The following is a 25,886-nucleotide window of genomic DNA, read 5'->3' as shown; positions in this document are numbered from 1 at the left end:
TTAAAATATTCTTTCTCTTGGCTAGCCATAGTCAAAAGCTATACATGAAAAATTTTCTCGTTATAGCTTTGTAACTGTGATGTTAACGTTTAAGATAACACCTCGTGTGTACTTGCTTACAATTTTTAACCCCTATATATCCGACAAAACTCAGTTACATTTGATAACATTTAGTCAGACAAAAAATAATAAGAATTTATGAATAAATCATGACAAAAAACGCTTAACTCACAAGCGATTAATAGGGTAAAAATAATGCTCAGAAAAATTTTAATAGGGTCTAAAAATCAACTATTGGCTTTATTTATAGCCTTGATATCTGTATCAGCTTTAGCGGCTGATCCCCAGCATAAAAATGAAACCACCGTGTTTGACAAAACGTTCAGTTGGCAAGTAATGGGCGGGATTTCTGCTAGCTATGAACAAGGTTTTTTAAAAGGAGATGAGCAATCAGAATTTAGTGATTATCTCAATCTTTCACTGTTACTTGATGTTTATTATAAAGGCTTTTTTATTCAGTCGAATCATCGCCGCTCTGATGCCGTATTGTTAGGTGGAGAAGTGGGTTATGAACTGATTGTTCAGGAGAGTTGGGAACTTGATATTCTCCACAAAACTTACTTACCCGGTTACGACCCCAAAACCGTAATAGAAAATAATAACCATGATATTCCTACTTTAGCCAAACTCAAAGAAAGGGACTTTGGTGAAGGTTTTGGTCTTCGTTATTCTCATTTCTATGACAATGCCATTTTATCTGTTGATTTAGCCGCATTGAGCACTAATGGCTGGTTAGCTGATGTTTTTTATAGCAAGTTAGTCCCTTATCGAAACTGGGACATATACTTTGGCGCCGGTTTTACGCATTATTCTGAACAAGTTACCAATTACTTTGTCGGTGTAAAAAAAGATGAAATATCTGCGGTACGCCCCTTTTATAAACCCGGTAGTAGCTACAAAGCTCAATTAGAAATTTTTGCTCGCCACCCCATTTCTAAAAAATGGTCGTTCAGCGCTGGTATAACGCAAAGTTATTATTCAACAGCCATTAAAAATAGCCCGATAACAGGTAAGCAATACTTAACAGAAGTGATGTTAGGGGTACTCTATGTATTTTAAACTTAGCAATGGACATGCTAAAAAGTGGTTATTATTAAGCTGTTTATTTGCCAGCTTCCAGCCTAGCCTGGCTGCAGAGTTAACGAAGAAAGATCAAGATGAGCAAGCCGATAAAGTAAATAAATTGTCACTCAGTCGCGTCTCATTTTCAGCACAACCGGCAAATTGTATTGCTTTGCGACACGGCAGAACTTGTTATGCTAACGTAAAACTAACTTGGTCTAGCGATATTAAAGAAAATTATTGTCTCTATATTAAGCAGCCTGAAGTGGCGCAAGAAAAGCGACAACGCATACAATGTTGGGAAAATAGCATGGGTAACCAAATTAGTTTCAATTTTGAGTCAAACAAAAAAATTGAATTCCAGCTCATGTCATCAAAAGACAATAACGTTATTGCAGAAGCAGCAGTAGAGGTAAGCTGGGTACACGAAGCAACCCCAAGAAAACGTCGCTGGCGTATATTTTAGTGCCAACATAAAAGGGATAAGGAAAGAGAAAATGACCAGTCGAATCTTATTAGTAGAAGACGATTTAACATTAGCTGATTGGGTTTGTGAGTATCTTCGCGAACAAAATTTTATTGTCGACCATGTAGCTCGCGGTGACTTAGTGATGGACGCTATGGAAAAGTTTCAACCACAATTGGTATTGCTCGACATTATGTTACCGGGTTTAAATGGTATTGAGGTCTGCCGGTTAATTCGCCAAGAAAGTCAGCTACCTATTATAATGCTAACAGCAAGAGCCGATGAGTTTGATGAAGTTATTGGCCTAGAAGCTGGCGCTAATGACTATGTGATAAAGCCTGTTCGTCCACGCGCCCTCCTTGCTAGAATAACAGGTGCTTTAAAACATAGCGCTCCCATAGAAACGTCTACGCAAATCATTACCCATGGCTCACTTATTATTAACAGTGAAGCTAAAAGAGTCACTTATAAGAATGAAGAAGTTGAATTATCCACCAGCTTATTTGCTTTTTTAACCTTTCTTGCCAGTCATGCTGGAGAAGTGGTTGACCGAGATACGGTATTTAAAGCGTTAAAAAGTCGTGAATACGACGGACAAGACCGTCGCTTTGATGTGATGCTTTCAACGCTGCGTAAAATATTTAATGACGATCCGCAAAAGCCACAAAAATTCAAAACGGTTTGGGGCAAAGGTTATTTATTTGTTGCCGACGCTTGGGCTGAATAAAATAAATGAAGCGCTTATATATCAGTATGGTAGTTGCGGTTTTAGGCGCATTATTTATCATTAGTTGGGGGCTCGATAAACTTGTCGCTAAACAAGGTGATGAGTATGAAAATACTGAATTAGTGATTTATCAAAAACTCATTGATGGTTTTGAACAACAACTATCAACTATAAAAGTCGAGCAATTATTAGCAAAAACACGTCAATTAGCACAGTATTATCAGGTTAATGTTTCACTTGAAAATACTGATAATATTGCCCTACCACAATCTTTACTCGCACAACTTTCGCAAACAGGTGGGTTACTGCTTGCATCTAACGACGACGCTTACTTATTAAGAAAAGTAACCTTACACCCAGAGATACTTATACATTTACAGTTACCTCAGCTGGTGCCTGAAAATGAACAAGAAAACCTTTTATTTACCTTAATTCTCTACCTAGGTATTTGTGGTATTTTATTGCTGTGGCTATTACCTTTAACACGTCGGCTTTACTTACTTACTTTTGCAGCGGCCAAAATAGGCGCAGGCGATCTTTCAGTACGTGTGCCTTATAACCGTTTGTCTTATATCAATACTTTAGAAAGTAGTTTTAATCATATGGCGGCGCGTATAGAGAAGCTGGTCGCTGATAATAAAATTCTTGCCCGAAGTATTTCTCACGATATTCGTACACCGATGTCGTGTTTACGATTTGGTGTTGAAGCAGCTTTAGACTGTGATGATTTAACAAAGAAAAATAATTATTTGTCGCGTATGGAAAATGAATTAACACGTATGGAAGATATGACCACCGCTTTTCTAGACTATGCGGGCATGGAAAGGCAAAGCTTTCACTTAAAGCCTGAGTTAATTGATGTAAATAATTTAATTGAGCTGGTGACTAGTGACTGTCAATCATTAGCTGAGCAACATAATATTAAGTTAACCTGTCAGTCATTAGCCTCAAAAAAAGCCTATTCTTTAGATTTTCATTGGTGTTATCGCGCCGCACTAAACTTAGTCAGTAATGCTATTCAGCATGCAAAATCACAAGTAATACTGTCAATAGTCATTACTAACCAAGGGGTTGAAATAGCGGTAGAAGATGACGGTGACGGTATTCCAAAAGATAAACGAGATGTTATATTTTCTCCTTTTATAAAACTCGACAGTTCGCGTTCACGAGAACAAGGACACTTTGGTTTGGGGCTTGCGATTAGTGCTAAAGTGATGGATTGGCATCAAGGAAAAATTAAAGCAGATGTCGCCACTCACCTTTCAGGTGCACGCTTTAGTTTATTATTTCCAACGCAGAGCAATACAGATAATTCAAAATAATAGCCATTTCACCAACGCTTAACTATGCTTGTTCTTCAAATAAGATCATTATTAAAACAAGGAACAAGTTATGTCATCATTACTTATTTTTAACTTTGATGGTACTTCTAATGAACCAAGTGACGCTGAACAGAGCATCAACGCTCAGGGGACCAAAAAAGACGACAATATTACCAACATAGTTAAGTTTCATTTACTGTGTGGCGGAAATTTAAAAAGTGCTGCTGGCCATGCAAGTGGTTGGGAAAACAGTAAACAAAAATGCTTCTACTATCACGGTATTGGTACTTATGGCAGTCGATTACGACGAGCTATTAATGCTTTAATCTCTCCAGAAAAATCAGATGTTGCTAATATTCTCAACCAAGCAAAAGCAGACTTTATTCAACATTTTAAAATTGGTGATGAAGTACTTTTAACAGGGTTTAGTCGAGGAGGAGCACTTGCGAGGCGCTTTTGCACTATTATTAGCCATGATATGCCAGAGCTGAAAATCTACCAGGCGATTTTTGAAACGGTTGCTTCGATTGGTTTACCTAACTTAAGTAAAAACGATCGTCCTCATTCTGAGGTTATCTTTGAGCATGGTCATACACTTGCTTCTACTGTAGAAAAAGCCCTTCATATGGTTGCACTTGATGATAAAAGAAAAGCCTTTCAACCAACACTAATGAACCTTGATGAACGTATTTTAGAAGTGTGGTTTGCCGGAGCACATTCAGATGTGGGCGGCGGCTATTATCGCGATGGTTTATCTGACATTACTTTACGGTTCATGCTTAATTGGCTTAAAGAATTACCCATTAAATTAACCTTAAAAACCATGGATAACATTGACTTCACAACACTTTTACCTGAAAAAACCAAATATAATATTAGCATTGATGATGTTATTATAACGCCTAATGTTTTTGGTAAAAATCATCAACAAGACCGTCTTCCCATTATTAACTGGTTCACCTTAACCGACCGACGTTGTTGTGTAATTGCCCATGACGAAGTTTCCAGCACCTTACCTATCGTTCATCACTCTGTTGCGCAAAGGATCAATGGCGATAGAGACTATCGGCCCGAAACATTAAAAGGCGTTCCACATCAAATTATTTACCCCAGCGAAGAAAAAATAGCGGCGACTGGGGTTAAAGATCATATTGTATTCGCACAACGAAATTTAAAAGTACTCGATATGGGTCAATCAACCATCGTCAGCATATTCGCTTATGAGCCTAATAATCATACCGCGCTAATGCTTGAGAAAGGTAAAACGTATCAGTTTATTGTTGAAAACTCAGTAAATAACAAACAGCAGCAATGGTTTGACGCCACCATAGCTTGTGATGCTAATGGCTGGGATAGAGATGATGTATCCTTAGGATTAAAGGAGATTGCTATTGCCGCAATGGCGCCGTTTAAACGCTTTCCTGATGCAAAGTGGTTTACGTTAATTGGCTCAATAGGAACCGCAAGTGACGATGCTTTTCTCATTGGTACTGAATTAACGCATTATACCGCCCCTAAATCTGGAGAGTTTTGCGCTTATGCTAATGACTTAGTGCGTTATTACGGCAATAACTCAGGTAAATTATTACTGACCGTACGATGCATTTCTGCATAAAGGTATGTTAACTTAATTAAAGACACCAACATTTCGTAAATATGAGGAAAGCTTTAACTTCCCATATTTGCGGCTTTCTATTAATATAGCCATTGATTTCATCTCAAAAAATCAGCCAATAACATTCTAAAGTGAAGGACTATTTTGTCTTTAAATTTATCAATGACAAACGCTAGCAGTAAATAATTATGACTAAAGTTGTTAATAACGAAATTCTAAACCAAGTTTTAACGAATTACCGATGCTCTATTGATAACTGTACAGTATCTCCGTTAGGGAACGGCTTAATTAACAGCACATATCTTGTCAGTAGTAATAACGCTAATTTTGTTTTACAGCGAATCAATAAAAACGTTTTTAAGAAGCCCGCAGACGTTATTAATAATGCTGAGTTAGTTAACAAACACTTACTAGCAAAAAAACAAAAAAATTTATATTCGCTATCCCCCATTGGGCAAGTCGCTACTATAAATGCAGAAGCGATGGTTATTGATGCGAGCAATGAGTATTGGCGTGCTATTCAATACATACCCAATTGCTTTACCGTTGAGGAAGTTAAAACGCCAGAGCAAGCGAGACAAGTCGGCTCAGCTTTTGCGCAGTTTACTTCTGCATTAGGTGATTTCCCTGCCGAATCGTTAGTCGAAACTATCCCTGATTTTCATAATTTGTCTAAGCGAATTAATCATTTAAGAGCGGTCATTAAAGCTGATCCACAGCATCGCTTATCGTCATGCCAAACATTAGTTGATTTTTGCTTTGCACAACAAAATTTTATTGATGAAGTCGTACTCTTAACACAACAACTTCCAATACAAGTTACCCATAACGATACTAAAATTAATAATTTATTGTTTTGTGCCAAATCGAACATACCACTTGCTGTGATTGATTTAGACACTTGTATGCCGGGATACCTCATGCATGACTTTGGCGATATGGTCAGAACCTGTTGTTCAAACTTACCTGAAGATGGCAAAGATTTAGCTAATATGTCGGTTAGTTATGATATTTATAGTGCATTAGCACAAGGTTATATTGAAGCCTTTGGTGATAAAATGTCTGAACTTGAGCAGCAAAGCTTAGCCATTGGCGCACAGTTACTCCCATTTATGATCGGTGTTCGGTTTTTAACAGATTATTTAGATGGTGATAACTATTTTCATGTTGAACATGAAGGCCATAACTTAGAGCGAGCCAAAAACCAGCTTAATCTTTATCGTTTATTACATAAAAACCATGAAAAACTGAATAAAATAACTCATCATTCCTCCCTCGTCTTAATTTAGTGCAGCACAGTTTTATCTCTTTATATGATTAAATAAGCAACCGGTAAATAACCTAATTTAAGTTAGGTTATTTTCCGGTTCAGCATTAAAACGGTTAACCTTTTAAATGTAAATGAGTGGCGCTTTTAATGGATTCATCGAGCAAGATTTACACTCACGTTAAGGTTAGCAAGCCTTTACGTATGAATAACTTTAAAAATCTGGCTAAAGGAAGGTTTAGGATAAATGTCTATTGCTAAATGTAACTCTTTCGCAATATCACTAGAAGAGATAACACCACGAATATGATGATGCTCTCTATCAAGAACTAAGCAATGACGTAACCCATAGTTTTCTAATGCCGCAACAACATCATTAACAGTGGCTTTTTCTATTTCCTTAAAGTCAAACGCATGTAACGTATCTCTTGCAAGCATCAAATCACTGACTAAGACCTCATGGCGATCACGTCCTTTAGCAACCTCTGAAACTATAAGGCGTTCGGTTAACTCTTCGGTACTAATTATCCCCATAAAATCATCATTTTTTGAAACAACGATTTTCATTGTTACATGGGTTTTTCGCATTAAGTTTAAGGCTTCCGCTGCGGTAGTCACTCCTTCAATAACTAATGCTTTATACGCCTTAAAGTCAGTAAACACCTGTTTAGCTGGAGACATTAACGTTGTTTGTTCAAAATACTCGGGAGAAATAATGTTATCGACTAAATCTAAATCAAATAATTGTAATTTTTTCATAATAACCTCTAATTTTATAAAAATAATACGGCTTTAACAGAACGATCAACTAACGATCAATCGTGTTTTATACCTAACGGAATGTTTAAGTTCGCTGCTAAGCTGATCAAATGCGGGTTCAAAAATAGCGTTTATACAATTAATCAGTTCAGTGTAGAACTAAGGTTTCACTCTTTATCAAATAGAATGTTAATCCTATGCTTCATGACAAAAAATGCTTGTATCATCAGAACAGTCTTCTCAATAAATGAGCGACATGACGCCAAAAAACAAGACGAAAATTGACTTAATGATAAGTGGTGAGATTTATACAGTGATAGAGGGAGGAGCTCTTGGTTGCAGAGATTGAAATTTATTTTTTAATCTGTTTAGATTTTTGTTTGCTAGGTGTTTAGATAGGTGAGTTAGTTGAAGTATTCTATTATTTCTATCGGTATCTGTAACTAAAGAATACAACTCATGTTCTGAATCTAATTGAATATCAGTCACTACATCAAGAAATAACGTGCTAGCAGTGTTAACTTTTATTTCATCAGCAACACTATAACCCAACTCAATAGTTGAGTAAGTTACAGAAAATAAAAATATTGTAAAAATAAATTTATACACAAATTTCTCTGAGTTGATGATTACCTATAATAATATTGAGTAACAAACATATTTTTCAAGTGAGTAAATGTAATTATTTATTTCGATTGTTTTTGGTGACATCCTCCTCATTAATATTTAGCCGCTACTTTACCGGTGTTATTTTATTCATATTTTCATTTAACGTGCCATTACAAAACGAATACAACAACCTAAAAGCTTTGTAGAATACCTATCCAAACACCATTGTGATTGTTTGTTTTTCCCCCTACACTAACTGTCAAAATAAAATAATAATAACAACAATGGCTCAGAATAGTAAATTCACTACGCTGTTTGTTAATTACACCGCTAACATCAAGCGCTATATCAATAAAATTGTCAGTCCTGATGATATTGATGACATTATTCAAGAAACGTTTATTCGTACTTATGAAGCGGATCTCAAAGAAGAAATAAAATACGCCCGCAGTTTTATGCTTAAAACAGCTAAAAACCTTGCTTTAAATCATGTTAATAAGTGGGATAATAAATACAACGACCCGCTTGATGATTTTTCTGACCCTGTGGTTGGATTAACCTCGTTAAAATTTGAAGAACAGTTTGAGAGCAAAGAACGTTTCTTATTATTTTGCCGTGCTACCGAGCAATTATCTGACGTTGTACGTAAAACATTCATATTAAAAAAGGTTTACGGCTTTAGTCAAAAAGAAATTGCTAACTATTTAAACCTTAGTGAAAGTACTATTGAAAAACATGTCGCCAAAGGTCTATTAAAGTGCGCAGAATATATGGAAAGGGTTGAACAAAATAGTACACCAAAAACTTCAGTCTTAAGAATTAACGCACGTTCAATAACAAAATAAAGTATTAAAAAGAAAGAATATTGTATGACAACCATTAAACCATTTACGAGTAAAGACGATATCAAAGCGCAAGCATGCCTTTGGATAAGTAAAATCGATCGAGGTCTTTCTCTAGAAGAAAAACTTGCCTTACAACAATGGGCCAAGCAAAGTGATTTTTACCGTAACTCTTTATTTTCTCTCGCGGCATTTTGGGATGATTTAAGTGTGCTCAATGAGTTAAGTGCTCTATTTCCTCTAGAAAAAACAATGCCAGAAAAAAACAGTTTTATCGCTAGATATGCTATCGCAGCGAGCACAGCCTTTATTTTGTTATTTGCTGGGAGTTTATTTATGAATATCTCTCCTTTTTCTGATGCAACTAACGACAAACAATTTGTCGAAGTAAGAACGTTACAAACACTCATTGGCCAACAAACGCGGTTTTCACTGTCTGATGGTTCAAGAATAAAGCTTAATACCAACAGTTTAGTCAACGTCAGCTTTTCAAAAAACAACCGCTTATTAACGCTTATCAAAGGCGAAGCTAGTTTTGATGTGGCCAAAGATAAAAGTAGACCCTTTACCGTCACGGTAGGTGAAAAATCATTTACGGCTTTAGGCACTATTTTTAATGTACAAAAAAAATCGAATGAAAATATGGAACTCGTTGTCACTGAAGGTCGTGTACTGATAACAAAATCAAGCGAACCATTAAATAAAATAGCAAACATGCTTACGATTTTACCTAAAGAAGCGTTACCGGGTGTATTAATAACATCAGGTGAAATTGCGACTATTGAAAATAACACTCAAACGTTAAATCAAAAAATATCATTTGAAAAGATTCAACGTGAACTCGCATGGCAGCAAGGTATGTTGGTCTTTACCGGTGAACCACTTGATGAAGCATTAGCAGAGGTAAGCCGCTACACCACAACAACGTTTGAAATTGATGATGATGCCTTGACTAAAATAAAAGTGGCGGGTTACTTTAAAGCGAACGATATTGACGGATTACTTAAATCTTTGAGTAGCAATTTTAATATTCAATTTGAAAAAATAAATAACACCTCGATTCGCTTGAGTTTACATGCTTCAAAATAATTACGCGTATTCCCTATTTTCTAACTCAATATATTTTTTATAAAATATTATAGAGGAAATTTCCTTCTGAACTGTTTATTACATCTGCAAGGTTGGCAAAAGTTATTTTGTCGTTTTCAACTTTCTGTATTTCAGCCGTCAACAAGCGTAACCCTGTTTTTATGCGCTTGTATTTTATTCACGTCTGGAGCATTTGCCGAAAGCTTGATCAACTTTACAGTGAAGAAACAACGTGCTGATAAAGCGCTTATTTCGTTTGCGTTGCAGGCAAATAAAACAATTTTATTTTCCTATGATTTAACAAAAGATCATGATGCAAATGAATTACAGGGCGAATATTCGGTAAAAGACGGCTTACAAAAACTTTTACAAAATACCGACTTAATCGCTGTTATAGATAACACTGGTCAACTGAGCATAAAACAACATAAACATCTCAGGAGTGATATAACAATGGATAAAAAGACAATGCTCAAAGCCGCTTTAGTACCACTTTTACTAAGCGCAGCCAGTCAAACTGCACTGGCCCAAGAGCCTGCTCAGGTCAATGAACAAGAAGTAGAAAAAATTTCAGTTATTGGTAGCCGTGTTGCAGGTCGTTCTGCTGAAGATTTACCTGTTCCTGTAGATATCTTATCTGCTGAAGCGTTGCTTAATACAGGGCAAACTGAAGTGGGTCGAATGTTACAAGCTATTGCCCCATCGTTTAACTTTTCTAGCTCGTCAATTAGTGATGGAACTGATGCATTGCGCCCAGCAACATTACGCGGTTTAGGCCCCGATCAAACGTTAGTATTGATCAATGGTAAACGTCGCCATCAAGCCAGTTTAATTCATATTAATACTTCTGTTGGTCGTGGTACTGCTGGCACCGATATGAATGCCATCCCTGCTGCCTCTATAAAGCGTATTGAAGTATTACGTGATGGTGCTGCTGCACAATATGGTTCAGACGCAATTGCTGGTGTCATAAATATTATTCTCAAAGATCAAAGCGAAGGCGGAAGTGTTGCCGTTTCTTATGGCGAGAATTCAGCCGGCGATGGTGAAACGACTAATATTGATATTTCAAAGGGTTTTTTATTGGGTGATAGTGGCTTTCTTAATACCACGTTAAACATACGTGATAGAGGCTATTCAGATCGAGCAGGTTTACATGGTTCATGTCAGTTTTCAGGTTGTACGCAACTTGATAACGGAGATTATTTATTAGGTGATCCGCGAGAAGCTACCGCAACACGTGAAACCTTTCGTATAGGTGATGCAGACTCTGATCAAATAGGGCTAACCATCAATACAGGTTACGATTTAGCCGATGGGGAGTTATATGGTTTTATCACTTATTCAAGCCGTGATAATGAATCAGCCGCTTTCTTTCGTCATAATGCAAACGGTGGAGGTAACGCTCAACTTCAAGATGGTGATGCAACCATTCCTGCTGGCTTCTTACCTAAAATCAATACTCAAATAAAAGATATTTCATATAACTTTGGCTATAAAACCGAATTTAATAATGATTCATCATTAGATTTATCATATACCTATGGTGAAAATAATATTGATTACACCACCCAAGATACGATTAACTCATCCTATGCGAACTCATTAATCTACACTTCGGAATTATCCGCTGATGATATACGTCGTTCCATTCCCCGTGAAGCCTTTGCTTACGGATTAGAACTGACATTACAAACGCTTAACATTGATTATACCAAAGCTTTTGATTGGTTTTCTTTAGCAATGGGCGCTGAACTGCGCACTGATGAATTTAGAGTTAGCGCCGGTGATGAATACTCTTATCGTGATTATGATACCGACGCACAAGGTAACAGCTTATATGCTACCGACCGAAGTGCAGGTACTCAAGGGTTTGGCGGTACGGCGCCGTTGCAATCTGTTGATGAATCTCGTGATGTGATTTCATTTTATATCGATACCGAAGCAGAAGTTACCGATGAACTGATTATCAGTACCGCAGTACGTTATGATGACTACGACGGTTTTGGAGATAGCACTAATTTTAAACTTGCGGCTAATTGGTCAATTACTGAAGATGTCTCATTACGTGCCGCTATGAGTACAGGTTTTAGAGCTCCGTCAATGCAACAGCTTTATACAGATAATATCAGTACCCAATTCCAAACTAATCCAAATGGTGGTGACCAAATTGCTGTGCAAATAGGTACTTTCCGCAATGACAGTATTTTAGCGCAAGCCATTGGCATTCCAGAGCTCAAAGAAGAAGTGTCCACTAATTTTAGTATCGGTTCTGTTGTAAAAGTTACCGATAATATTAATTTAACGATTGATTTCTACTCTATCGATATTGAAGACCGTATTGTGTTGAGTAATTCATTAGGTCAAGGTTTATCACCAGCACTTGATGCCGCATTAACCTCTTCTGGAGCGGGTGCGGGGCAATTCTTTTTAAATGGGGCAGACACTGAAACCAAAGGTGTGGATATTATCACCACTTGGAAGACAGAGCTTATGTCGGGCACTTTAGACTTAACGTTAGCTGCAAATTTCTCTGAAACAGACGTTACCGATACCTATACACCAGAAGGTAGTGCGTTAGGTGGGATTTCACCTGATGATGTTTTTTCTGAGCAAGCGATTTCTATTATTGAAGAATGGCAACCTCAAGACCGCATTAGTTTAAGTGGCTTATATAAAGTTGGCGATTTCACTATTAATTTAGCCTTTAATCGTTACGGTGAATACACAGTGCTTGACGGCGAAAGACAAACCTACGGTGCTGAAGTATTAACTGATTTACGTGTAAATTATCAGTTTAACGATGAGCTTTCATTTAACTTTGGTGGCAATAACATTTTTGATGTTTACCCAGATAAAAATGAAATAGGTAATTCTCGTTCAGGTACCATTGTTGACGCAAGTGGCAATGTTATTGTGAGTAGCCCTGGGGTGTTTACTTATTCACGTCGCTCAGCACCTTTTGGTTTTAATGGTGCTTACTTCTACGCGGGTGCTGAATACCGCTTCTAGTGCTTGGTAAGTGAGTATAATCAAAAAAGCAAAGTGCATGCACTTTGCTTTTTTTATCACTATAACTCACTTAACATCAATAATTAACTTAAAAGTAAACCACTGCTCGTTATTTGATTTATTGATCAGGGTCTAAACCGTGCTTAATTTTCTCTATTCGCTCTTGATGGCGATGATGCGCTTTTAATGCCGCAATAGAAAAAGCACCAACAATAGCAATAATTGGTATTAATAATGATAATGTCGCAGGGTTAAGTAGCGTTTCTATCCATCCCATTTTCAAGTCCTTTCAAAATATTTTCGTGGAGCCTATTCACTATTCTTCGAAATACGTGCCCCAACCATCATAGTCAACTTTACATTGCTTTGCTAACTCGAACATCTTTGTTGTTTCTTCAAAAATAATTTCTTCGTCAAGTGGCTGTTCAGTAATAATATCAAAAGCGAAAACTTTATCGCCATTTTCTAACTCAGCTTCTTCAGGGTCTTCTATTTCTAAACCCATTTTGAAAGCAGCGATAGCCGCTTTCTCTAGTACATCAAAATCTGAACTAGAAAAATGATGTTCAATAGTATGATGCACCTCTTCGTTGGTACCGTCTTCTATCAGTGTATTAACCAAATTATTGGTATGCTCTTGCCATTGCTGTAATTCTTCATCTATCATTATTTTCTCAATTTTTAACGTTCTTGTTTACGATGAGCTCGTTTCCAGACTCTTTACTGAGCTCTGCAATCTTCACAAGCATTTTTTTATGTGCGCTATTAGCAACTTCTCTAATACTTTCTTTAGCATCATTATTAAAATATATAGGATCTAATAGTTCAATAATCAATTTACCATTGTTCCAACGCCCTAACTTTATTTTTCCGTGGCTGTTACTTACACAGACCGGGATAATAGGTACATTGGCTTGTTGTGCTGTTCGAAACGCGCCGGTTTTAAAAGGAAGTAACCCTTTACCATTACTTCTCGTTCCTTCAGGAAATAACCAAACAGAGAGTTCTTTTTCAGTAATTTTTTTCGCGGTTAACGCAATAGTGTTCATCGCTTTACTTGAATTTGAACGGTCAATTAAAATGTTACCTGTTAACCAGTACATTTGTCCGAAAAAAGGGATCCACTTTAAACTTTTCTTACCAACGCTCACCGTAGAAGGCTGAACAGCAGCACCAACAGTAAAAATATCGTAGCTGTTTTGATGGTTACAAATATAAACGGCCGGCCCCACATTTTTAATACTTTCAGGTGTTCTTACTTCAATACTTAAGCCCAGAAGTGTCGAAACTTTACTCATATAACGCGCAGTATGAAAAACATTATTTCGATGAAATGGCCGTAATATGCTATAAAAACATGCCACAGTGGAAATAAAAACTAAAGCAAGTGTCATTAAAATAAAACGAATTACAGCTAACAAATTTATATCCTAATTATTATATATCGGCGCAGTATACCTTATAGATGTTCGACTGCACTACCCTATTTACAGAGTCGCCTAAGCAATGGGACTATCAGTAACTTCACCACCTAATCAAGTTGTGGTGGTAGCCTCTAAAAGTGCCGGTTGTTGTATTTTTATATGCGCCACGTCATCAAAGATGATGTGCTTTGTATAATATTAATTTCCGTCATAATATTATACAAAATATTCACTATATTTATCTATTTTAACCTTTACGGTTAAAGTCGATTTAAGGGGATATTTAAAGACTGCTCATTGCGCACTCATCTTGGTTAGCGCGCTATTTGAATTTCTCGATATTTCATATACAGCACTTTGAAGCGTTCGTACTCGAAAGCCGAACCCGAGGCGTAATACCTAAACGGCAAATTAGCACGAGTATTAATACTTCCCAATAATGAAAGAAACATTTCTTCTTCTGCTGTCATACCGAGTTCATCGATGACAACTTGCAAAGCAAACATATCTATCGAAGTCCCCGCAGCATCACGTAATGAAGATGGTCCTAATAATGGTAGAACTAAATAAGGTCCGGGATTAACTCCCCACACTCCCAGTGTTTGACCAAAGTCTTCATTTTGCTCGACCAAGCCTATTGATGTCGCCACATCAAATAACCCCAAAACCCCCACGGTGGTATTTACCGCAAAGCGACCCAAAGTTTCAGAAGCGACGCTGGGCTTACCTTGTAAAATAGCGTTAATAAAAACAGGGAATTCGCCTAAGTTTTTAAAAAAGTTACTAATACCTTTCTCAACAAGATCAGGTGTTACCGCTTTATAACCTGCAACAATTGGTAATAGTACATATTCGTCGGCTTTAGCATTGAAGTAATACATCCGGCGATTAAATCCTTCCCAAGGATCATCATATTGATTAGTAACCGCTTTTTCTTCATAGACCGAAGACAATTTAACCCGTGGTTTTTCAACATTGTCTTCTAATTCAGGTATAGATGAACATGCAGAAAGTAGCGCAATCAATAAAATAGCGAGACTTTGTGTTAATAATTTAAAAAACGCCATCATTGTTTAGCACCTTGAAATTGACTATTGAGGTACTCAACGAAACTGACTCTGTCGATGTTTCCACAGTGTCCGCCACGAGGAAATATTTTTGCCCTCAAACCAAAAACATCTTGTAAATATTCCACTTCACCTTTAGCTAAAATAATATCATCAGCATTAGTCACTAAACTTATTTTGTCTGAATGGCGTAAATAGTTTTCTATGTTTTTTAAACTCAGCCGAGCAATCAGTGCCTCGCGCGTTAAACTCGCATCGCTTTCTTGTTGCCAAGGTACCAGCACTTTTTCAAAGTACTCTTTAAAGGTAATAACACTTGCTCGATACATAGAATGAGTAATACTTTCAAATTTATTAATCTTATGATTTTTATATATAATACCACCAACGTTATAGCTAACATCTAATGCAAACAACATATCTGTTGACGACATCCGAAACGATGCACCTATTAACAGTTTTAGTTCCTCTTCTGACAAATTAGCATCTCTAAATAAAGCATAGATAGCACTTTGAGAAAATGAAGATGACTCTTGCTCTGCATAACTGTCAGCAAACCTTAAAAATATATCATCAAGCATCGTTGAAGCCGCATCTGGACCACCTTCTTTTAAATCTAAATAGCTATCAAGTATGTTAACTGAGTTGTATAAACTAACAGGAGGATTGATCAGAACGACTTTTTCAAAGTTAAAAATCTGTTCACTTTCATCAAGTTGAGCAACATAGGCAGAATGAGCCCCACCCAAGCTATAACCTGTTAATGAAAAGGTGGTGGCGACAACATTGTCTTCAGTGATAACTTGCTGATAAACCTTTTTCATTATGCGATAGAGGTTTTTAGCATCTTGTTCTAGCACACCTGGGAAATCAGTACTCGAATCTAAGTTAATGATAAAATTAGAATATGTCGGCGAAGAAAGAGATATGACATGATAGCCTTGTTGATATAAGGTTTTTTGTAGGCTAATCATCTTTGCACTATTGTAACTTGCTCCGGTACCAGCAATGACAAAAGCTAATGGAGCTTTTTCTTCTTGCTTGACTAATGAATATTTCATTTTAGTGCTATACCAAAACACGTCAGGAATCGATGCAACAGAACGCAGTGCTATTTCTTTTTCAATGATGGGGATTTCTGCGGGTAATGAAGCTTCAGCTTCTTGACAATATCCTGTAACCGTCGCTTGATATTGTGTATATTCAATATCACAGGTTTCTGCTTTTACTTCGAGTGGCGGTTGGGTATTAGCACTACACGCTGTTATGAACAACACAATAACTATGCTTTTAAATCGCACGACTTCCCTTATTAATTCAATATTATATGCTTTTATCTCTGTATATAATTATAACTGACTATTTGCGGTGCTCCAAAAGAGCAAACGATGCCGTTAAGCTAAATCAGCCACTAAATTGCTACAATAAAGCGCATTAATGATCTATTTATATTTTATTAATGCCACTTTAGTTCTGTTTTTTTTCTGTTGTTCATTAACTTTAATCCTTATAAATATCAACAAATAAGCTAATAAAGTAATATTCCTCTTAAAAATAACGCCTTTTTTATAATACTTGCCTATAGTTAAAAAGAGCATAAAAGTCTTAATTCTTCCAATAGGTTATTTAATGAAAATATTTATAAAATTAATCTTATCAATGGTATTTATAGTCGGTGTATTATTTAATGCACACGCTTATAGCGAGGAAAAAAATTCCAATCGCATTATTGATGGAGCATTAATTAGCGACTGGGCCAACTCGGCATTAATTTTTAATTCATTAAATCAAGCCTATGATTTAGAAGCATTAGGTTTCCCCATTTCAAACGAAAATATCAGCCCTCCAAATACACCATTAATGAACAAGCTTGAAACGCATCAAGTTGCTGTCATTTTTGAAAATGACGCATTTAGTGCCCAAAGTGGTTTTTTAACCAAAAAAGTCGACCAAGTCAGTGAGCAAGCTTTTTTTATTCAAGGCAGCTATAGGGTACTACAAGAAGAAAATTTCATCTTACTTGTCACCGCAAAAATAGAGTCTTTGAATGAGCATTCCATTTATCAGTTTTATAGTAATGACTTTGTTTCTCGCGAAACAGCTGCCACAAAAGCCACGGGTTCAAAATCTTATGCTAGGTTTGGCATTTTAGGACAGTACTCAATCAACAGTAATTGGTCTTTAACTGGCGGACTAACCTCTACAGCTCATGAAGAATCATCGAATATCCGGCCCGTTTATAATATGCAAAAAGAACAAGTCGCTGTGTTTGGTACAACCTATACTTTCTAATCGTAAATCGTTGCAAAAACAGAGTAAAAAGGCGCTATCATAAATGATAGCGCCTTTTTTAATGATACTATTTAAATGAAAATTTTAGAGGACTAGAACAAGTGTTCATCTAAATCAAATAACGTATCACAACCCGCTTTAATAGACGCTGCGAGTGACAAACGACGTGGCAACAAACGTGCAAAGTAGTAGCGCGCTGTTTTTATTTTACTTTCGTAAAATTCATCACTTGAACCCTCTTGAGCCAAAGCTGACTCAGCCATTTTTGCCCAAACAAATGCCATTGCCGTGTAACCAAAGACATGTAAATAATCGTTAGCTGATGTACCCAACTCTTCAATATTGCCTTGCGCGGCTTTAAGAATATGCTGGGTTAATTCAGCTAAATCAATATTGGCATCTTTTAACGGCTGGATAAATTCTTGCATATTAGTTGCTGATGTTTGCTCAATGTAAGTGTTCACTTCATTGATAAAAACCTGCATCAATTCGCCTTTACTTGCCGCGACTTTTCTCGCTAATAAGTCCATCGCTTGAATACCATTAGTGCCTTCATATATTTGTGCAATGCGAACATCTCTCACTAACTGTTCTTGTCCCCATTCACGAATATAACCGTGGCCACCCAATATTTGTTGACCTGCAACCGTATTATCGAGACCTAAATCAGTAAAAAAAGCTTTTGCTAAAGGTGTCATAAGTGCAGACAAACTCTCGCCCTTAGCTTTTAATTCACCTTCACCATAAGTTGCCATATCGAGTGTCATTGAAATATACGTAGACAATGCTCGTGAACCTTCAGTTAATGCCTTCATGTTAAGTAACATACGACGAACGTCACCATGAACAATGATAGGATCAGCTGCTTTTTCTGGGTATTTAGCACCCGACAGTGAACGACCTTGTAAACGTTCTTTAGCATATTCTAAAGCGTTCTGGTATGAACGTTCTGCCGCACCAATACCTTGGATGCCGACGCCGATGCGCTCAAAGTTCATCATGGTGAACATACAAGCTAGACCCTTGTTTTCTTCACCGACCAAGTAACCTTTTGAACCATCAAAATTCATTACACAAGTTGCAGAAGCATGGATACCCATTTTGTGCTCAATTGATCCACAAGTAACATTGTTAAAATCGCCTAAAGACTCATCTTCATTAACTTGATATTTTGGCACTAAAAAGAGTGAAATACCACGAGGGCCCGCTGGTGCACCCGGTAATTTTGCCAGTACTAAATGGACTATATTTTCAGTGATATCATGTTCACCAGCAGTAATAAATATTTTTGTACCTGTGACCGCAAAGCTGCCATCTTCTTGAGGAATAGCTTTGGTATAAATCAAACCTAAATCAGTACCGGAATGTGGTTCAGTTAAGCACATCGTTGCCATCCAGTCGCCAGCATATAAGCGCGTTAAATAACGCTCTTTTAATTCATCTGTCGCATGTTTAGCAATAGATAAACCAGCACCTGCCGTTAATCCTGGATATAATGAAAAAGCAATATCAGCTGAACACAGCATTTCTTCGTGTAATGCAGTAATGACTTTAGGCATACCCATGCCACCAAATTCAGGTTCACCACCTAAACTTGTCCAACCACCGTCAGAATAAGTTTTAAATGCCTCTTTATAGCCAGGAGCAGTCGTTACCTTTCCTTCATTGAAGCTCACACCAATTTCATCGCCTTGGCGTGAGAGAGGTGCAATTTCTTGTTCAGCTATTTTGGCACATTCTTGTAAAATGGCTTGTGCTGTCTCGCGATCAACATGTTCAGATAAGCTAGGCATTGACTGCCACATTGCTTCCATTGAAAAAACATCATATAACAAAAAATTCATATCTTTTAATGGTGCTTGATAATCAGCCACGGTATTCTCCTCGTTTTTTATGTTACTACAAATAACATTAATTTAACTTTTGAAACAATCATTTCAAACATGTGTTTGAATATAGCAAAATCTCCTTAAAAGTAAAGCGTCAACGATTAAATATTCCGTCATCACTTTGCCATTGGTATGAAAAGTAAAAATGCGTTAATGTTAGATTAGATTATATTTTTGTTAGTGGTTTGATTATTCTCGATGACTCGCGATATTTTAAATAAAATTCTTTGCATAGTTCTTTACTTTTTTATGCCCTCTTTGGCTTTTGCCGATCAACTTGCCTTTTCAAAAATAGAAAAAGGTGACAACTATCAATTTAATTATCAATGGCTCGACTATCAAGGTGACACGCAAAACCTGCAGTTTATAATGGCTAAGCGAGCATTGTTTGATCGTTTCAGAAATTTCAAAGTGTTTAAGCCTGAAATGGCAAAATTCTCAATTAATAATGCGCTACAAAAAAAGCTGCGTGCAGAGCCTATTAATGGCGTAATGATCAATTTTAGCAAAAATACCGATGACGGTGAAATTGTCATAAAAGGACGAAACAACCAAACAATCAATGCCGCTTACGCTAGAGTTTATAAGTTAAAGCAAGAATTAAGTGATCAATATTTAGCAAATAATTATTATCATCAATTTGTAACTCACGATCAAATAAACGCGGTAAAACCAAATCATAGCCAATTTGCAAGTATTTCGAGCATCGATTTAAAGTCAGTTAAGCCAATAATTCTTGAAAAATTTTTAATAAAAAACATTCGTAAGGTTACTGACTATGTTCTGGGGTTTGTACAAAGTATTCCTTACGCAACGTTAGAATCAAGGGTAACCGCTTCTGGTGCCGGATTTAATCCGCCATTAAAACTACTATGGGAAAACCAAGGAGATTGTGACAGCAAAGTAACACTAACGGCTGCGATTCTGCGCAGTCTGATGCCACGTATAAAAATGATTTTAGTCTTTATTGATAATCACGCTTTATTGGGTATAAAAATACCTGTGCAAGCTAATGACCAAACAATCGTTATTGATGAAATAACATATGTACTTGCTGAGCCAACAGGCCCGAGACTACTACCTTTAGGTGAAATAGCACAGGTATCTGAATTAGCCGTAGGTAACGGGCATTTCACTGCAGAGCTATTCCATGCAAAAGTAAAACCTCAACCCCAAAAGACAATTGAACAAAAAGACACCGCATTCATTGATGAGGAACAATAATTAAGCCTGTTTATTAAGAACTTCTAAAATACCAGAAAGTAGTAATTCAGCATTAATAGGTTTTGCCATATGCTTATTCATGCCTGCCGCAAAGCTTCTTTCTTTGTCTTCTTGGCGAGCATGAGCCGTCATGGCAATAATGGGTAAATGATCAAATTCTTTTTGTTGACGAATTTGACGAGCCGCTGTTAACCCGTCCATCACTGGCATTTGAATGTCCATAAGTACCACTTCGATACCTTGATCCTTACTCGCCAGAACATCCAGTGCCTCTTTACCATTTTCAGCAATAATAACATTAGCTTGCATCATTCTTAGTAGTTCTTTTGCGACTAGCTGATTCACTAAATTATCTTCAACAAGTAAAACAGTAATACCTCTTAAATCATTACGTTCTTGTGGATTTATTTTATCGGCAAGCAATTGATTATCGATATTTTTTACCACAAGTTCTTTGTTGTAGACCGCCAAGAAGAGCTTACGGATAAAGCTTCGATAAAGGGGTTTTTCTAGCAACACATAAGGAAGTTTTAATGTTTCAATTCGTTCGATTATCTGCGACGATATTCCATTCGCCATTTGATGACTTATTGCCAATAACACTTGATTATCAAGGCAGGTTTTATATATTTCTTCCAGATTTTCATTAATATCATCTTCGTCAATAAGAATAGCGACATATTTATCATTCTTATAATTTTTAAGTCCTGATAACGATGTAATATTAACGTGTTTTATTTGATATGCTGATAAGCTTTCTTTTAACGATTCAGATAAACCTAGAGGAAAGCTGCATAACGTTAGCGCTAATGCCTCTTTTGATGAGTTGTCTTGGACAACATTAAAAGGGAGAACAAAATTGAATATAGTCCCTGTACCTAATTCACTTTCCAGTGAAATTTCACCCGATAAAAGGTTGACAATTTGCTGACAAATAGACAAGCCTAATCCTGAACCACCATACTCGCGAGTCATTGACTCATCAGCTTGACGAAACGCTTCAAATAAATGCCCTTGCTTATCTTTAGCAATACCTATGCCGGTATCAGCAACAATAAAGCGAACAAAAACGGGTGAATGAGCAAGCGTACTTTCTAAAAAACGAGTGGTTGAATCAACCCTTTCGACGCTGAGTGAAATTTCACCTTGAGGGGTGAACTTCATGGCATTATTCAGTAAGTTTGTCAGTACTTGAACCAGTCTCATACCATCAGTTAAGACAATATCGGGGACATCAAAATCAATATTAATTTTCAGAGATAATTGCTTCTCGCTGATCATACCAATATTTAGTTTAACCGCTTGGTCAACGATTGTATCAATACTCTCTGGCATTTTTACCATAGACATATTCCCCGATTCTATTTTAGCTAAATCGAGTACTTCATCAACCAAGTGAAGCAATGATACTGATGCCCCCTCTGCATTTAATAAATATTGCTTCTGCTCATTGGTTAACCGTGTTCTTGCTAATAGCAATAACATACCTTTAATCGCGTTAATGGGTGTACGTATTTCATGACTCATGTTGGCTAAAAACTGACTTTTTGCTTGGTTAGCATACTCGGCTTGGTTTTTTGCTTGTTCCAAAGCGATATTCGCTGCATATTGCGCAGTAACATCTCGAACTAAATTAATAGTGCCAACAATTTCAGCTGTTTGGCTATAAAGCTGATTACTAAAAACTTCATAGGTATTAGATGAGGTTTCAACGACCTGTGCTAATCCTTGATCCGTTTTTCGGGTTAACGACGCCGCCGACATTGAAACTAATGATTGCCCTAACTCAAGACAGACCACTTCGTCACTAGACTTACCAATAAGATCTAAAGAGGTCGCTTGAACAAAGTTTTCAAACGCTTTGTTATAACCAATCATTGTCCCATCTAAATCATTAAAAATAATGTAATCTGGAATAGCATCCATCACTGAACGCAACAAAGCATAGTCACGTTGATGCTGTTCACTTTTAAGACGTAGCGCTTGGGTTTTCTCATTAACCCGCGTGTCGAGAATAATATTCTGATCTTTAAGTTGCTGTAATAACGTACGATTTTGTCCAAAAATATCTTCAACAATTTTAAACCAATACGACCAGTCAGCAGGCGGCTTTACTTTACCAGGATCACCCTGCGAACAATGTTCAATATGATTGATAAATTCTTTAGTCGGCTTCATAAACGTTTTGCGCGTAACAACATAAATGATACTCATAAACGCAAATAGCCCTAAGAATAGCAAAATAAGCATCACAATGAAGCGGTTCAAAATAGGGGCAGTAAAGTCTTGATAAGGCTGATACTTAAGTAACACCCAACCGTTTATAGGTAATTGATATTTTTGAATAAGCCATGAACCCACTCGATAACTATTTGGTAATTTATTGAGACGCTTGGAGGAATAATTGATGAGTTGCTTTGGTGCAATATCTTGCCAAGTGATTTTCGTTGATAAAGCTTTGTTATCTGCTGTTTTATGAATAAGTATGTTGTTTTTTTCATCAATGAGCACAAGCCCTTGATTGGGTTTATTAATCTCAGGCAAACTATCACTTAAACTTGATAGGCTAAAATCCACTAGCACCGCACCTGCTATTTTTTTATTGCGATAGACTGATGTCCCTAATGAAGAGCTTAACCCCTTCCCTGCTGAATCTAAATAAGGTGGCGACCAAAAAAAGTTGTTCTCTCCCGGTAACAGCGCTTTAATGCTATTAATATTGTTATTATTAAGATTGTGTTCTGAAAATCGCCAACTCTCACGACCTATCCAAGGGTAAAGACTGACAAATTGATTTAAAGACACATAATAAAACCAAGTAGATTCTTTAATTGAATTTTTTGCAATAATAAAAGCAGGAGTTAATGCATTAGCCATTGCTAATTCCTGATTTTGTAACTCATCAAAATCAGCAACTTGACCTATTCCTGTAATACTTCCTCGATAATTTTTACGGTGTGCGAATGAGTCTCGACTATTTTTCTTTAAATAGAATTCATCACCATCTTGTGTAAGTGGCGGTGTGGTGGAGAGTAACTCTTCAGGAAAAGAAAGGTGATAATTTGCAAACTTTTTTATTCCTGCGATGCTTTTCAATCCCAAGATAAGGGTGTTTTCTAACTGTTTGGCACGTGTAGTTAACGTGCGAAGTTCTCGAGTTTGGTAAGAGTCTAGCTCAACAAAATATCGGTAAGAAGCTATCGAAACCGCAATGAATATTATAACAATAAATACCGCTAAAACAGAGCGATTGTAACGACTAAATACCTGTTCTTTAGAATACTTACCAAACAATGCGACAACCTCATATTTATTCTGATAATTTGTTATTCACTTAGAATAAGACATCTTACTGAAAATATGCTTTGATAACTAGTCTACAGACTAAGTCGTGCAAAGATCACTGATAAAAAAGGATCAAAAATGAGCCTTTTTTATCTTAGTATCTAAACAACTATCACCCCTATAAATTTTCCTCTGCAAAAGAAGCTAACCGACTTCTGACCACCCCATTTAAGTTGATTGTTGAGCTACCTGAAAAATTTTTAAAGCGTTCAACAATATAAGTAAGCCCTGACGTAACAGGTGTTAAATAATTACTATCGATTTGCGCAAGATTACCTGAACACACGAGTTTTGTCCCTTCACCACAACGCGTGATAATCGTTTTTAACTGCGATGCGGTTAAGTTCTGACATTCGTCGAGTAACACCAAAGAATGCTGAATACTTCGACCACGCATGAAGTTCACTGACTTAAATTGAATGTTGGCTTTTTCCATAATGTAATCAAGGCTGCCATTCATATTTTCATCTTGTTTATGTAAGACTTCTAATGAATCTGTTATTGCCGCTAACCAAGGTGCCATTTTTTCTTCTTCTGTACCGGGTAAGAAGCCGATAGATTCGGCAATTTCAGGGGTACTACGTGTTACGATAACTTTATCGTATAAGCCACGTTCTATGACTTGTTCAAGCGCTGATGCCAATGCTAATAGTGTTTTTCCACACCCCGCGGGGCCCGTAAGAATGACTAAATCTATTGTAGGGTCGAGTAAAGCGTCCATTGCCATACCTTGGTAGATATTTTTTGGATGGATACCCCATGCCTGTTTCGCCATTAAACGTTCTCGACTCAAATCTGTTACCGCAAGTTTGTCATCGTCCCAACCAATGACTTTACCCGCAAAGTGTTCGCTATCATCAATAAGGTATTCATTCATATAAGTATTGGGGAGTACATCACGTTTAATATAGTGGGTGGTATTTCGACCTTCTGTTTCACTTTCACACTCATTGACATGTTGCCAAAAATCCCCCTCAAATTTATGATAACCTTTAGTTAAAAACTTAATATCATCAATAAGTTGATCTGTTCGGTAATCTTCAACATAAGCTAAACCAGCCCCTTTAGCTTTTAAACGCATATTAATGTCTTTAGTCACTAGCACCACTTTATTAGACGCTTTTTTCTCCTGTATATATAAAGCGGCATTAATAATACGATTGTCATTTTCATTGAAAGATAAACAACCTGTTTTTTGCTCCAACGTATAATCATTGAAAATAGATAAACAACCACTGGGATGTTCTGCGTCATTTTGAGGTAATTTAACACCCGCGAGTACTTCTTCAGGTGTGGCGTGGACAAGTACGTCTTCAAGTGCGCGTATAGCAACACGGGCATCTCGACTAACATCTTTTTGGCGGTCTTTAATGGAGTCTAATTCTTCAAGGACGGTCATGGGAACGACTACGTCATGCTCTTTAAAAGAGAGAAAAGCAAAGGGTTCGTGTAATAAAATATTTGTGTCTAATACGTAAATAATTTTTTCTTCATTCATACAAAGATCTCCGATCTAAGTTAAAAGAAACAGAAGAATCGGTAAGTAAACTTAATAACCGAGTATTCAACTGCTGACTAAAAAACCAAAAACAGTAACCATCACCTTATTACTTGAATGATAATTCTACTTTGCCAGCTAAATTTATCACTGGCAAGTGACATCTTAAGATTATTTATCCTCAGACAAACTTTATTGAACCGTTTTATAAATTCTCTGCATTTTTTGGTGATCATAGCTATGATTAACGTTACTATAGCGCCCTTTTTTAATGCCGTCTTTGGCGTGTTCTGTTGCACAAGTTTTTTATAACCGTG

At 36.8% G+C, this 25,886-nt stretch carries 21 protein-coding genes; 11 read left to right on the top strand and 10 right to left on the bottom strand.

From position 1 onward, the window contains the following. The first annotated feature begins 255 nt into the window (after positions 1–255). The 6 genes from H4J52_RS03780 to H4J52_RS03755 all read left to right on the top strand — a co-directional run bounded on the left by H4J52_RS03780 (position 256) and on the right by H4J52_RS03755 (position 6,541). A complete protein-coding gene (locus H4J52_RS03780) occupies positions 256–1,119 on the top strand; it encodes a MipA/OmpV family protein (RefSeq protein WP_182223826.1) in 864 nt (287 codons plus the stop codon). Then, positions 1,109–1,588: a DUF3019 domain-containing protein gene (locus H4J52_RS03775; protein WP_182223827.1), complete on the top strand. Its 480-nt coding sequence runs from the start codon at positions 1,109–1,111 to the stop codon at positions 1,586–1,588. Before H4J52_RS03780 ends, H4J52_RS03775 begins: the two co-directional genes overlap by 11 nt. A gap of 31 nt (positions 1,589–1,619) precedes the next feature. After that, positions 1,620–2,315: a response regulator transcription factor gene (locus tag H4J52_RS03770; protein WP_182223828.1), complete on the top strand. Its 696-nt coding sequence runs from the start codon at positions 1,620–1,622 to the stop codon at positions 2,313–2,315. A gap of 5 nt (positions 2,316–2,320) precedes the next feature. After that, the gene (locus H4J52_RS03765; RefSeq protein ID WP_182223829.1) at positions 2,321–3,637 is read left to right on the top strand and encodes a cell wall metabolism sensor histidine kinase WalK; all 1,317 of its coding nucleotides are present in this window, start codon (positions 2,321–2,323) and stop codon (positions 3,635–3,637) included. Between the two features lie 70 nt (positions 3,638–3,707). Then, complete coding sequence (locus tag H4J52_RS03760) at positions 3,708–5,252, top strand: DUF2235 domain-containing protein (RefSeq protein ID WP_182224239.1); 1,545 nt, start codon at positions 3,708–3,710, stop codon at positions 5,250–5,252. A 188-nt stretch (positions 5,253–5,440) separates the two neighbouring features. After that, positions 5,441–6,541 (top strand): phosphotransferase enzyme family protein, encoded by a 1,101-nt coding sequence (locus tag H4J52_RS03755; RefSeq protein WP_182224238.1) that lies wholly within the window; start codon positions 5,441–5,443, stop codon positions 6,539–6,541. A 176-nt stretch (positions 6,542–6,717) separates the two neighbouring features. On the opposite strand, the gene H4J52_RS03750 is transcribed toward H4J52_RS03755, so the two are convergent. Together H4J52_RS03750 and H4J52_RS03745 are read right to left on the bottom strand one after the other, a co-directional pair. Beyond that, positions 6,718–7,278 carry a CBS domain-containing protein gene (locus H4J52_RS03750; protein WP_182179168.1) on the bottom strand — a complete coding sequence of 187 codons (561 nt, stop codon included), beginning with the start codon at positions 7,276–7,278 and terminating at the stop codon, positions 6,718–6,720. Positions 7,279–7,584: 306 nt separating this feature from the next. Continuing rightward, positions 7,585–7,887, bottom strand: coding sequence for a hypothetical protein (locus H4J52_RS03745; protein ID WP_182179161.1), 303 nt, complete (start codon positions 7,885–7,887; stop codon positions 7,585–7,587). A 284-nt stretch (positions 7,888–8,171) separates the two neighbouring features. Here H4J52_RS03745 and H4J52_RS03740 point away from each other — a divergent pair, with 284 nt between their 5' ends. The 3 genes from H4J52_RS03740 to H4J52_RS03730 all read left to right on the top strand — a co-directional run bounded on the left by H4J52_RS03740 (position 8,172) and on the right by H4J52_RS03730 (position 12,830). Then, positions 8,172–8,732, top strand: coding sequence for an RNA polymerase sigma factor (locus tag H4J52_RS03740; RefSeq protein WP_182179159.1), 561 nt, complete (start codon positions 8,172–8,174; stop codon positions 8,730–8,732). 24 nt (positions 8,733–8,756) lie between these two features. Continuing rightward, positions 8,757–9,818 (top strand): FecR family protein, encoded by a 1,062-nt coding sequence (locus tag H4J52_RS03735; RefSeq protein ID WP_182179157.1) that lies wholly within the window; start codon positions 8,757–8,759, stop codon positions 9,816–9,818. 468 nt (positions 9,819–10,286) lie between these two features. After that, the gene (locus tag H4J52_RS03730; protein WP_259366543.1) at positions 10,287–12,830 is read left to right on the top strand and encodes a TonB-dependent siderophore receptor; all 2,544 of its coding nucleotides are present in this window, start codon (positions 10,287–10,289) and stop codon (positions 12,828–12,830) included. Between the two features lie 118 nt (positions 12,831–12,948). Here the strand turns inward: H4J52_RS03730 and H4J52_RS03725 are convergent, their stop codons facing one another. The 5 genes from H4J52_RS03725 to H4J52_RS03705 all read right to left on the bottom strand — a co-directional run bounded on the left by H4J52_RS03725 (position 12,949) and on the right by H4J52_RS03705 (position 16,598). Beyond that, positions 12,949–13,107 carry a hypothetical protein gene (locus tag H4J52_RS03725; protein ID WP_182179156.1) on the bottom strand — a complete coding sequence of 53 codons (159 nt, stop codon included), beginning with the start codon at positions 13,105–13,107 and terminating at the stop codon, positions 12,949–12,951. Positions 13,108–13,146: 39 nt separating this feature from the next. Then, the gene (gene rraB / locus H4J52_RS03720; protein ID WP_182179154.1) at positions 13,147–13,497 is read right to left on the bottom strand and encodes a ribonuclease E inhibitor RraB; all 351 of its coding nucleotides are present in this window, start codon (positions 13,495–13,497) and stop codon (positions 13,147–13,149) included. A gap of 7 nt (positions 13,498–13,504) precedes the next feature. Continuing rightward, on the bottom strand, positions 13,505–14,251 hold the full coding sequence (locus tag H4J52_RS03715; protein ID WP_182179152.1) for a 1-acylglycerol-3-phosphate O-acyltransferase: 747 nt from the start codon (positions 14,249–14,251) through the stop codon (positions 13,505–13,507). Positions 14,252–14,568: 317 nt separating this feature from the next. Beyond that, positions 14,569–15,324: a VacJ family lipoprotein gene (locus H4J52_RS03710; RefSeq protein WP_182179150.1), complete on the bottom strand. Its 756-nt coding sequence runs from the start codon at positions 15,322–15,324 to the stop codon at positions 14,569–14,571. Further along, entirely contained in the window at positions 15,321–16,598 is a 1,278-nt protein-coding gene (locus H4J52_RS03705) for an alpha/beta hydrolase (protein ID WP_182179148.1), read from the bottom strand. The genes H4J52_RS03710 and H4J52_RS03705 overlap by 4 nt, the downstream gene beginning before the upstream one ends. 352 nt (positions 16,599–16,950) lie before the next feature. Here H4J52_RS03705 and H4J52_RS03700 point away from each other — a divergent pair, with 352 nt between their 5' ends. Further along, positions 16,951–17,613 carry a hypothetical protein gene (locus tag H4J52_RS03700; protein WP_182179146.1) on the top strand — a complete coding sequence of 221 codons (663 nt, stop codon included), beginning with the start codon at positions 16,951–16,953 and terminating at the stop codon, positions 17,611–17,613. 92 nt (positions 17,614–17,705) lie between these two features. Here H4J52_RS03700 and H4J52_RS03695 read toward each other — a convergent pair whose 3' ends face one another. Beyond that, positions 17,706–19,487: an acyl-CoA dehydrogenase C-terminal domain-containing protein gene (locus H4J52_RS03695; protein ID WP_182179144.1), complete on the bottom strand. Its 1,782-nt coding sequence runs from the start codon at positions 19,485–19,487 to the stop codon at positions 17,706–17,708. 264 nt (positions 19,488–19,751) lie between these two features. Here H4J52_RS03695 and H4J52_RS03690 point away from each other — a divergent pair, with 264 nt between their 5' ends. After that, positions 19,752–20,726: a hypothetical protein gene (locus tag H4J52_RS03690; RefSeq protein WP_182179142.1), complete on the top strand. Its 975-nt coding sequence runs from the start codon at positions 19,752–19,754 to the stop codon at positions 20,724–20,726. On the opposite strand, the gene H4J52_RS03685 is transcribed toward H4J52_RS03690, so the two are convergent. Together H4J52_RS03685 and H4J52_RS03680 are read right to left on the bottom strand one after the other, a co-directional pair. Then, the gene (locus H4J52_RS03685; RefSeq protein ID WP_182224237.1) at positions 20,727–24,020 is read right to left on the bottom strand and encodes an ATP-binding protein; all 3,294 of its coding nucleotides are present in this window, start codon (positions 24,018–24,020) and stop codon (positions 20,727–20,729) included. 169 nt (positions 24,021–24,189) lie between these two features. Then, positions 24,190–25,569 carry a PhoH family protein gene (locus H4J52_RS03680; RefSeq protein ID WP_182179138.1) on the bottom strand — a complete coding sequence of 460 codons (1,380 nt, stop codon included), beginning with the start codon at positions 25,567–25,569 and terminating at the stop codon, positions 24,190–24,192. Positions 25,570–25,886: the final 317 nt, after the last annotated feature.

This window comes from Colwellia sp. MB02u-14 (assembly GCF_014076915.1).
Classification (GTDB): domain Bacteria; phylum Pseudomonadota; class Gammaproteobacteria; order Enterobacterales; family Alteromonadaceae; genus Colwellia_A.
The sequence above is the reverse complement of the archived record's forward strand: the minus strand, read 5'-3'. Positions and strand labels throughout refer to the sequence as shown.

Excerpts from the sequence above, each read along its gene's own strand:
- H4J52_RS03680 (WP_182179138.1), bottom strand. The coding sequence starts at position 25,569 with ATGAATGAAGAAAAAATTATTTACGTATTAGACACAAATATTTTATTA.
- H4J52_RS03690 (WP_182179142.1), top strand. The coding sequence starts at position 19,752 with ATGCCCTCTTTGGCTTTTGCCGATCAACTTGCCTTTTCAAAAATAGAA.
- H4J52_RS03740 (WP_182179159.1), top strand. The coding sequence starts at position 8,172 with ATGGCTCAGAATAGTAAATTCACTACGCTGTTTGTTAATTACACCGCT.
- H4J52_RS03730 (WP_259366543.1), top strand. The coding sequence starts at position 10,287 with ATGCTCAAAGCCGCTTTAGTACCACTTTTACTAAGCGCAGCCAGTCAA.
- H4J52_RS03775 (WP_182223827.1), top strand. The coding sequence starts at position 1,109 with ATGTATTTTAAACTTAGCAATGGACATGCTAAAAAGTGGTTATTATTA.
- rraB (WP_182179154.1), bottom strand. The coding sequence starts at position 13,497 with ATGATAGATGAAGAATTACAGCAATGGCAAGAGCATACCAATAATTTG.
- H4J52_RS03755 (WP_182224238.1), top strand. The coding sequence starts at position 5,441 with ATGACTAAAGTTGTTAATAACGAAATTCTAAACCAAGTTTTAACGAAT.
- H4J52_RS03710 (WP_182179150.1), bottom strand. The coding sequence starts at position 15,324 with ATGATGGCGTTTTTTAAATTATTAACACAAAGTCTCGCTATTTTATTG.
- H4J52_RS03765 (WP_182223829.1), top strand. The coding sequence starts at position 2,321 with ATGAAGCGCTTATATATCAGTATGGTAGTTGCGGTTTTAGGCGCATTA.
- H4J52_RS03770 (WP_182223828.1), top strand. The coding sequence starts at position 1,620 with ATGACCAGTCGAATCTTATTAGTAGAAGACGATTTAACATTAGCTGAT.
- H4J52_RS03725 (WP_182179156.1), bottom strand. The coding sequence starts at position 13,107 with ATGGGATGGATAGAAACGCTACTTAACCCTGCGACATTATCATTATTA.
- H4J52_RS03735 (WP_182179157.1), top strand. The coding sequence starts at position 8,757 with ATGACAACCATTAAACCATTTACGAGTAAAGACGATATCAAAGCGCAA.
- H4J52_RS03760 (WP_182224239.1), top strand. The coding sequence starts at position 3,708 with ATGTCATCATTACTTATTTTTAACTTTGATGGTACTTCTAATGAACCA.
- H4J52_RS03700 (WP_182179146.1), top strand. The coding sequence starts at position 16,951 with ATGAAAATATTTATAAAATTAATCTTATCAATGGTATTTATAGTCGGT.
- H4J52_RS03750 (WP_182179168.1), bottom strand. The coding sequence starts at position 7,278 with ATGAAAAAATTACAATTATTTGATTTAGATTTAGTCGATAACATTATT.
- H4J52_RS03780 (WP_182223826.1), top strand. The coding sequence starts at position 256 with ATGCTCAGAAAAATTTTAATAGGGTCTAAAAATCAACTATTGGCTTTA.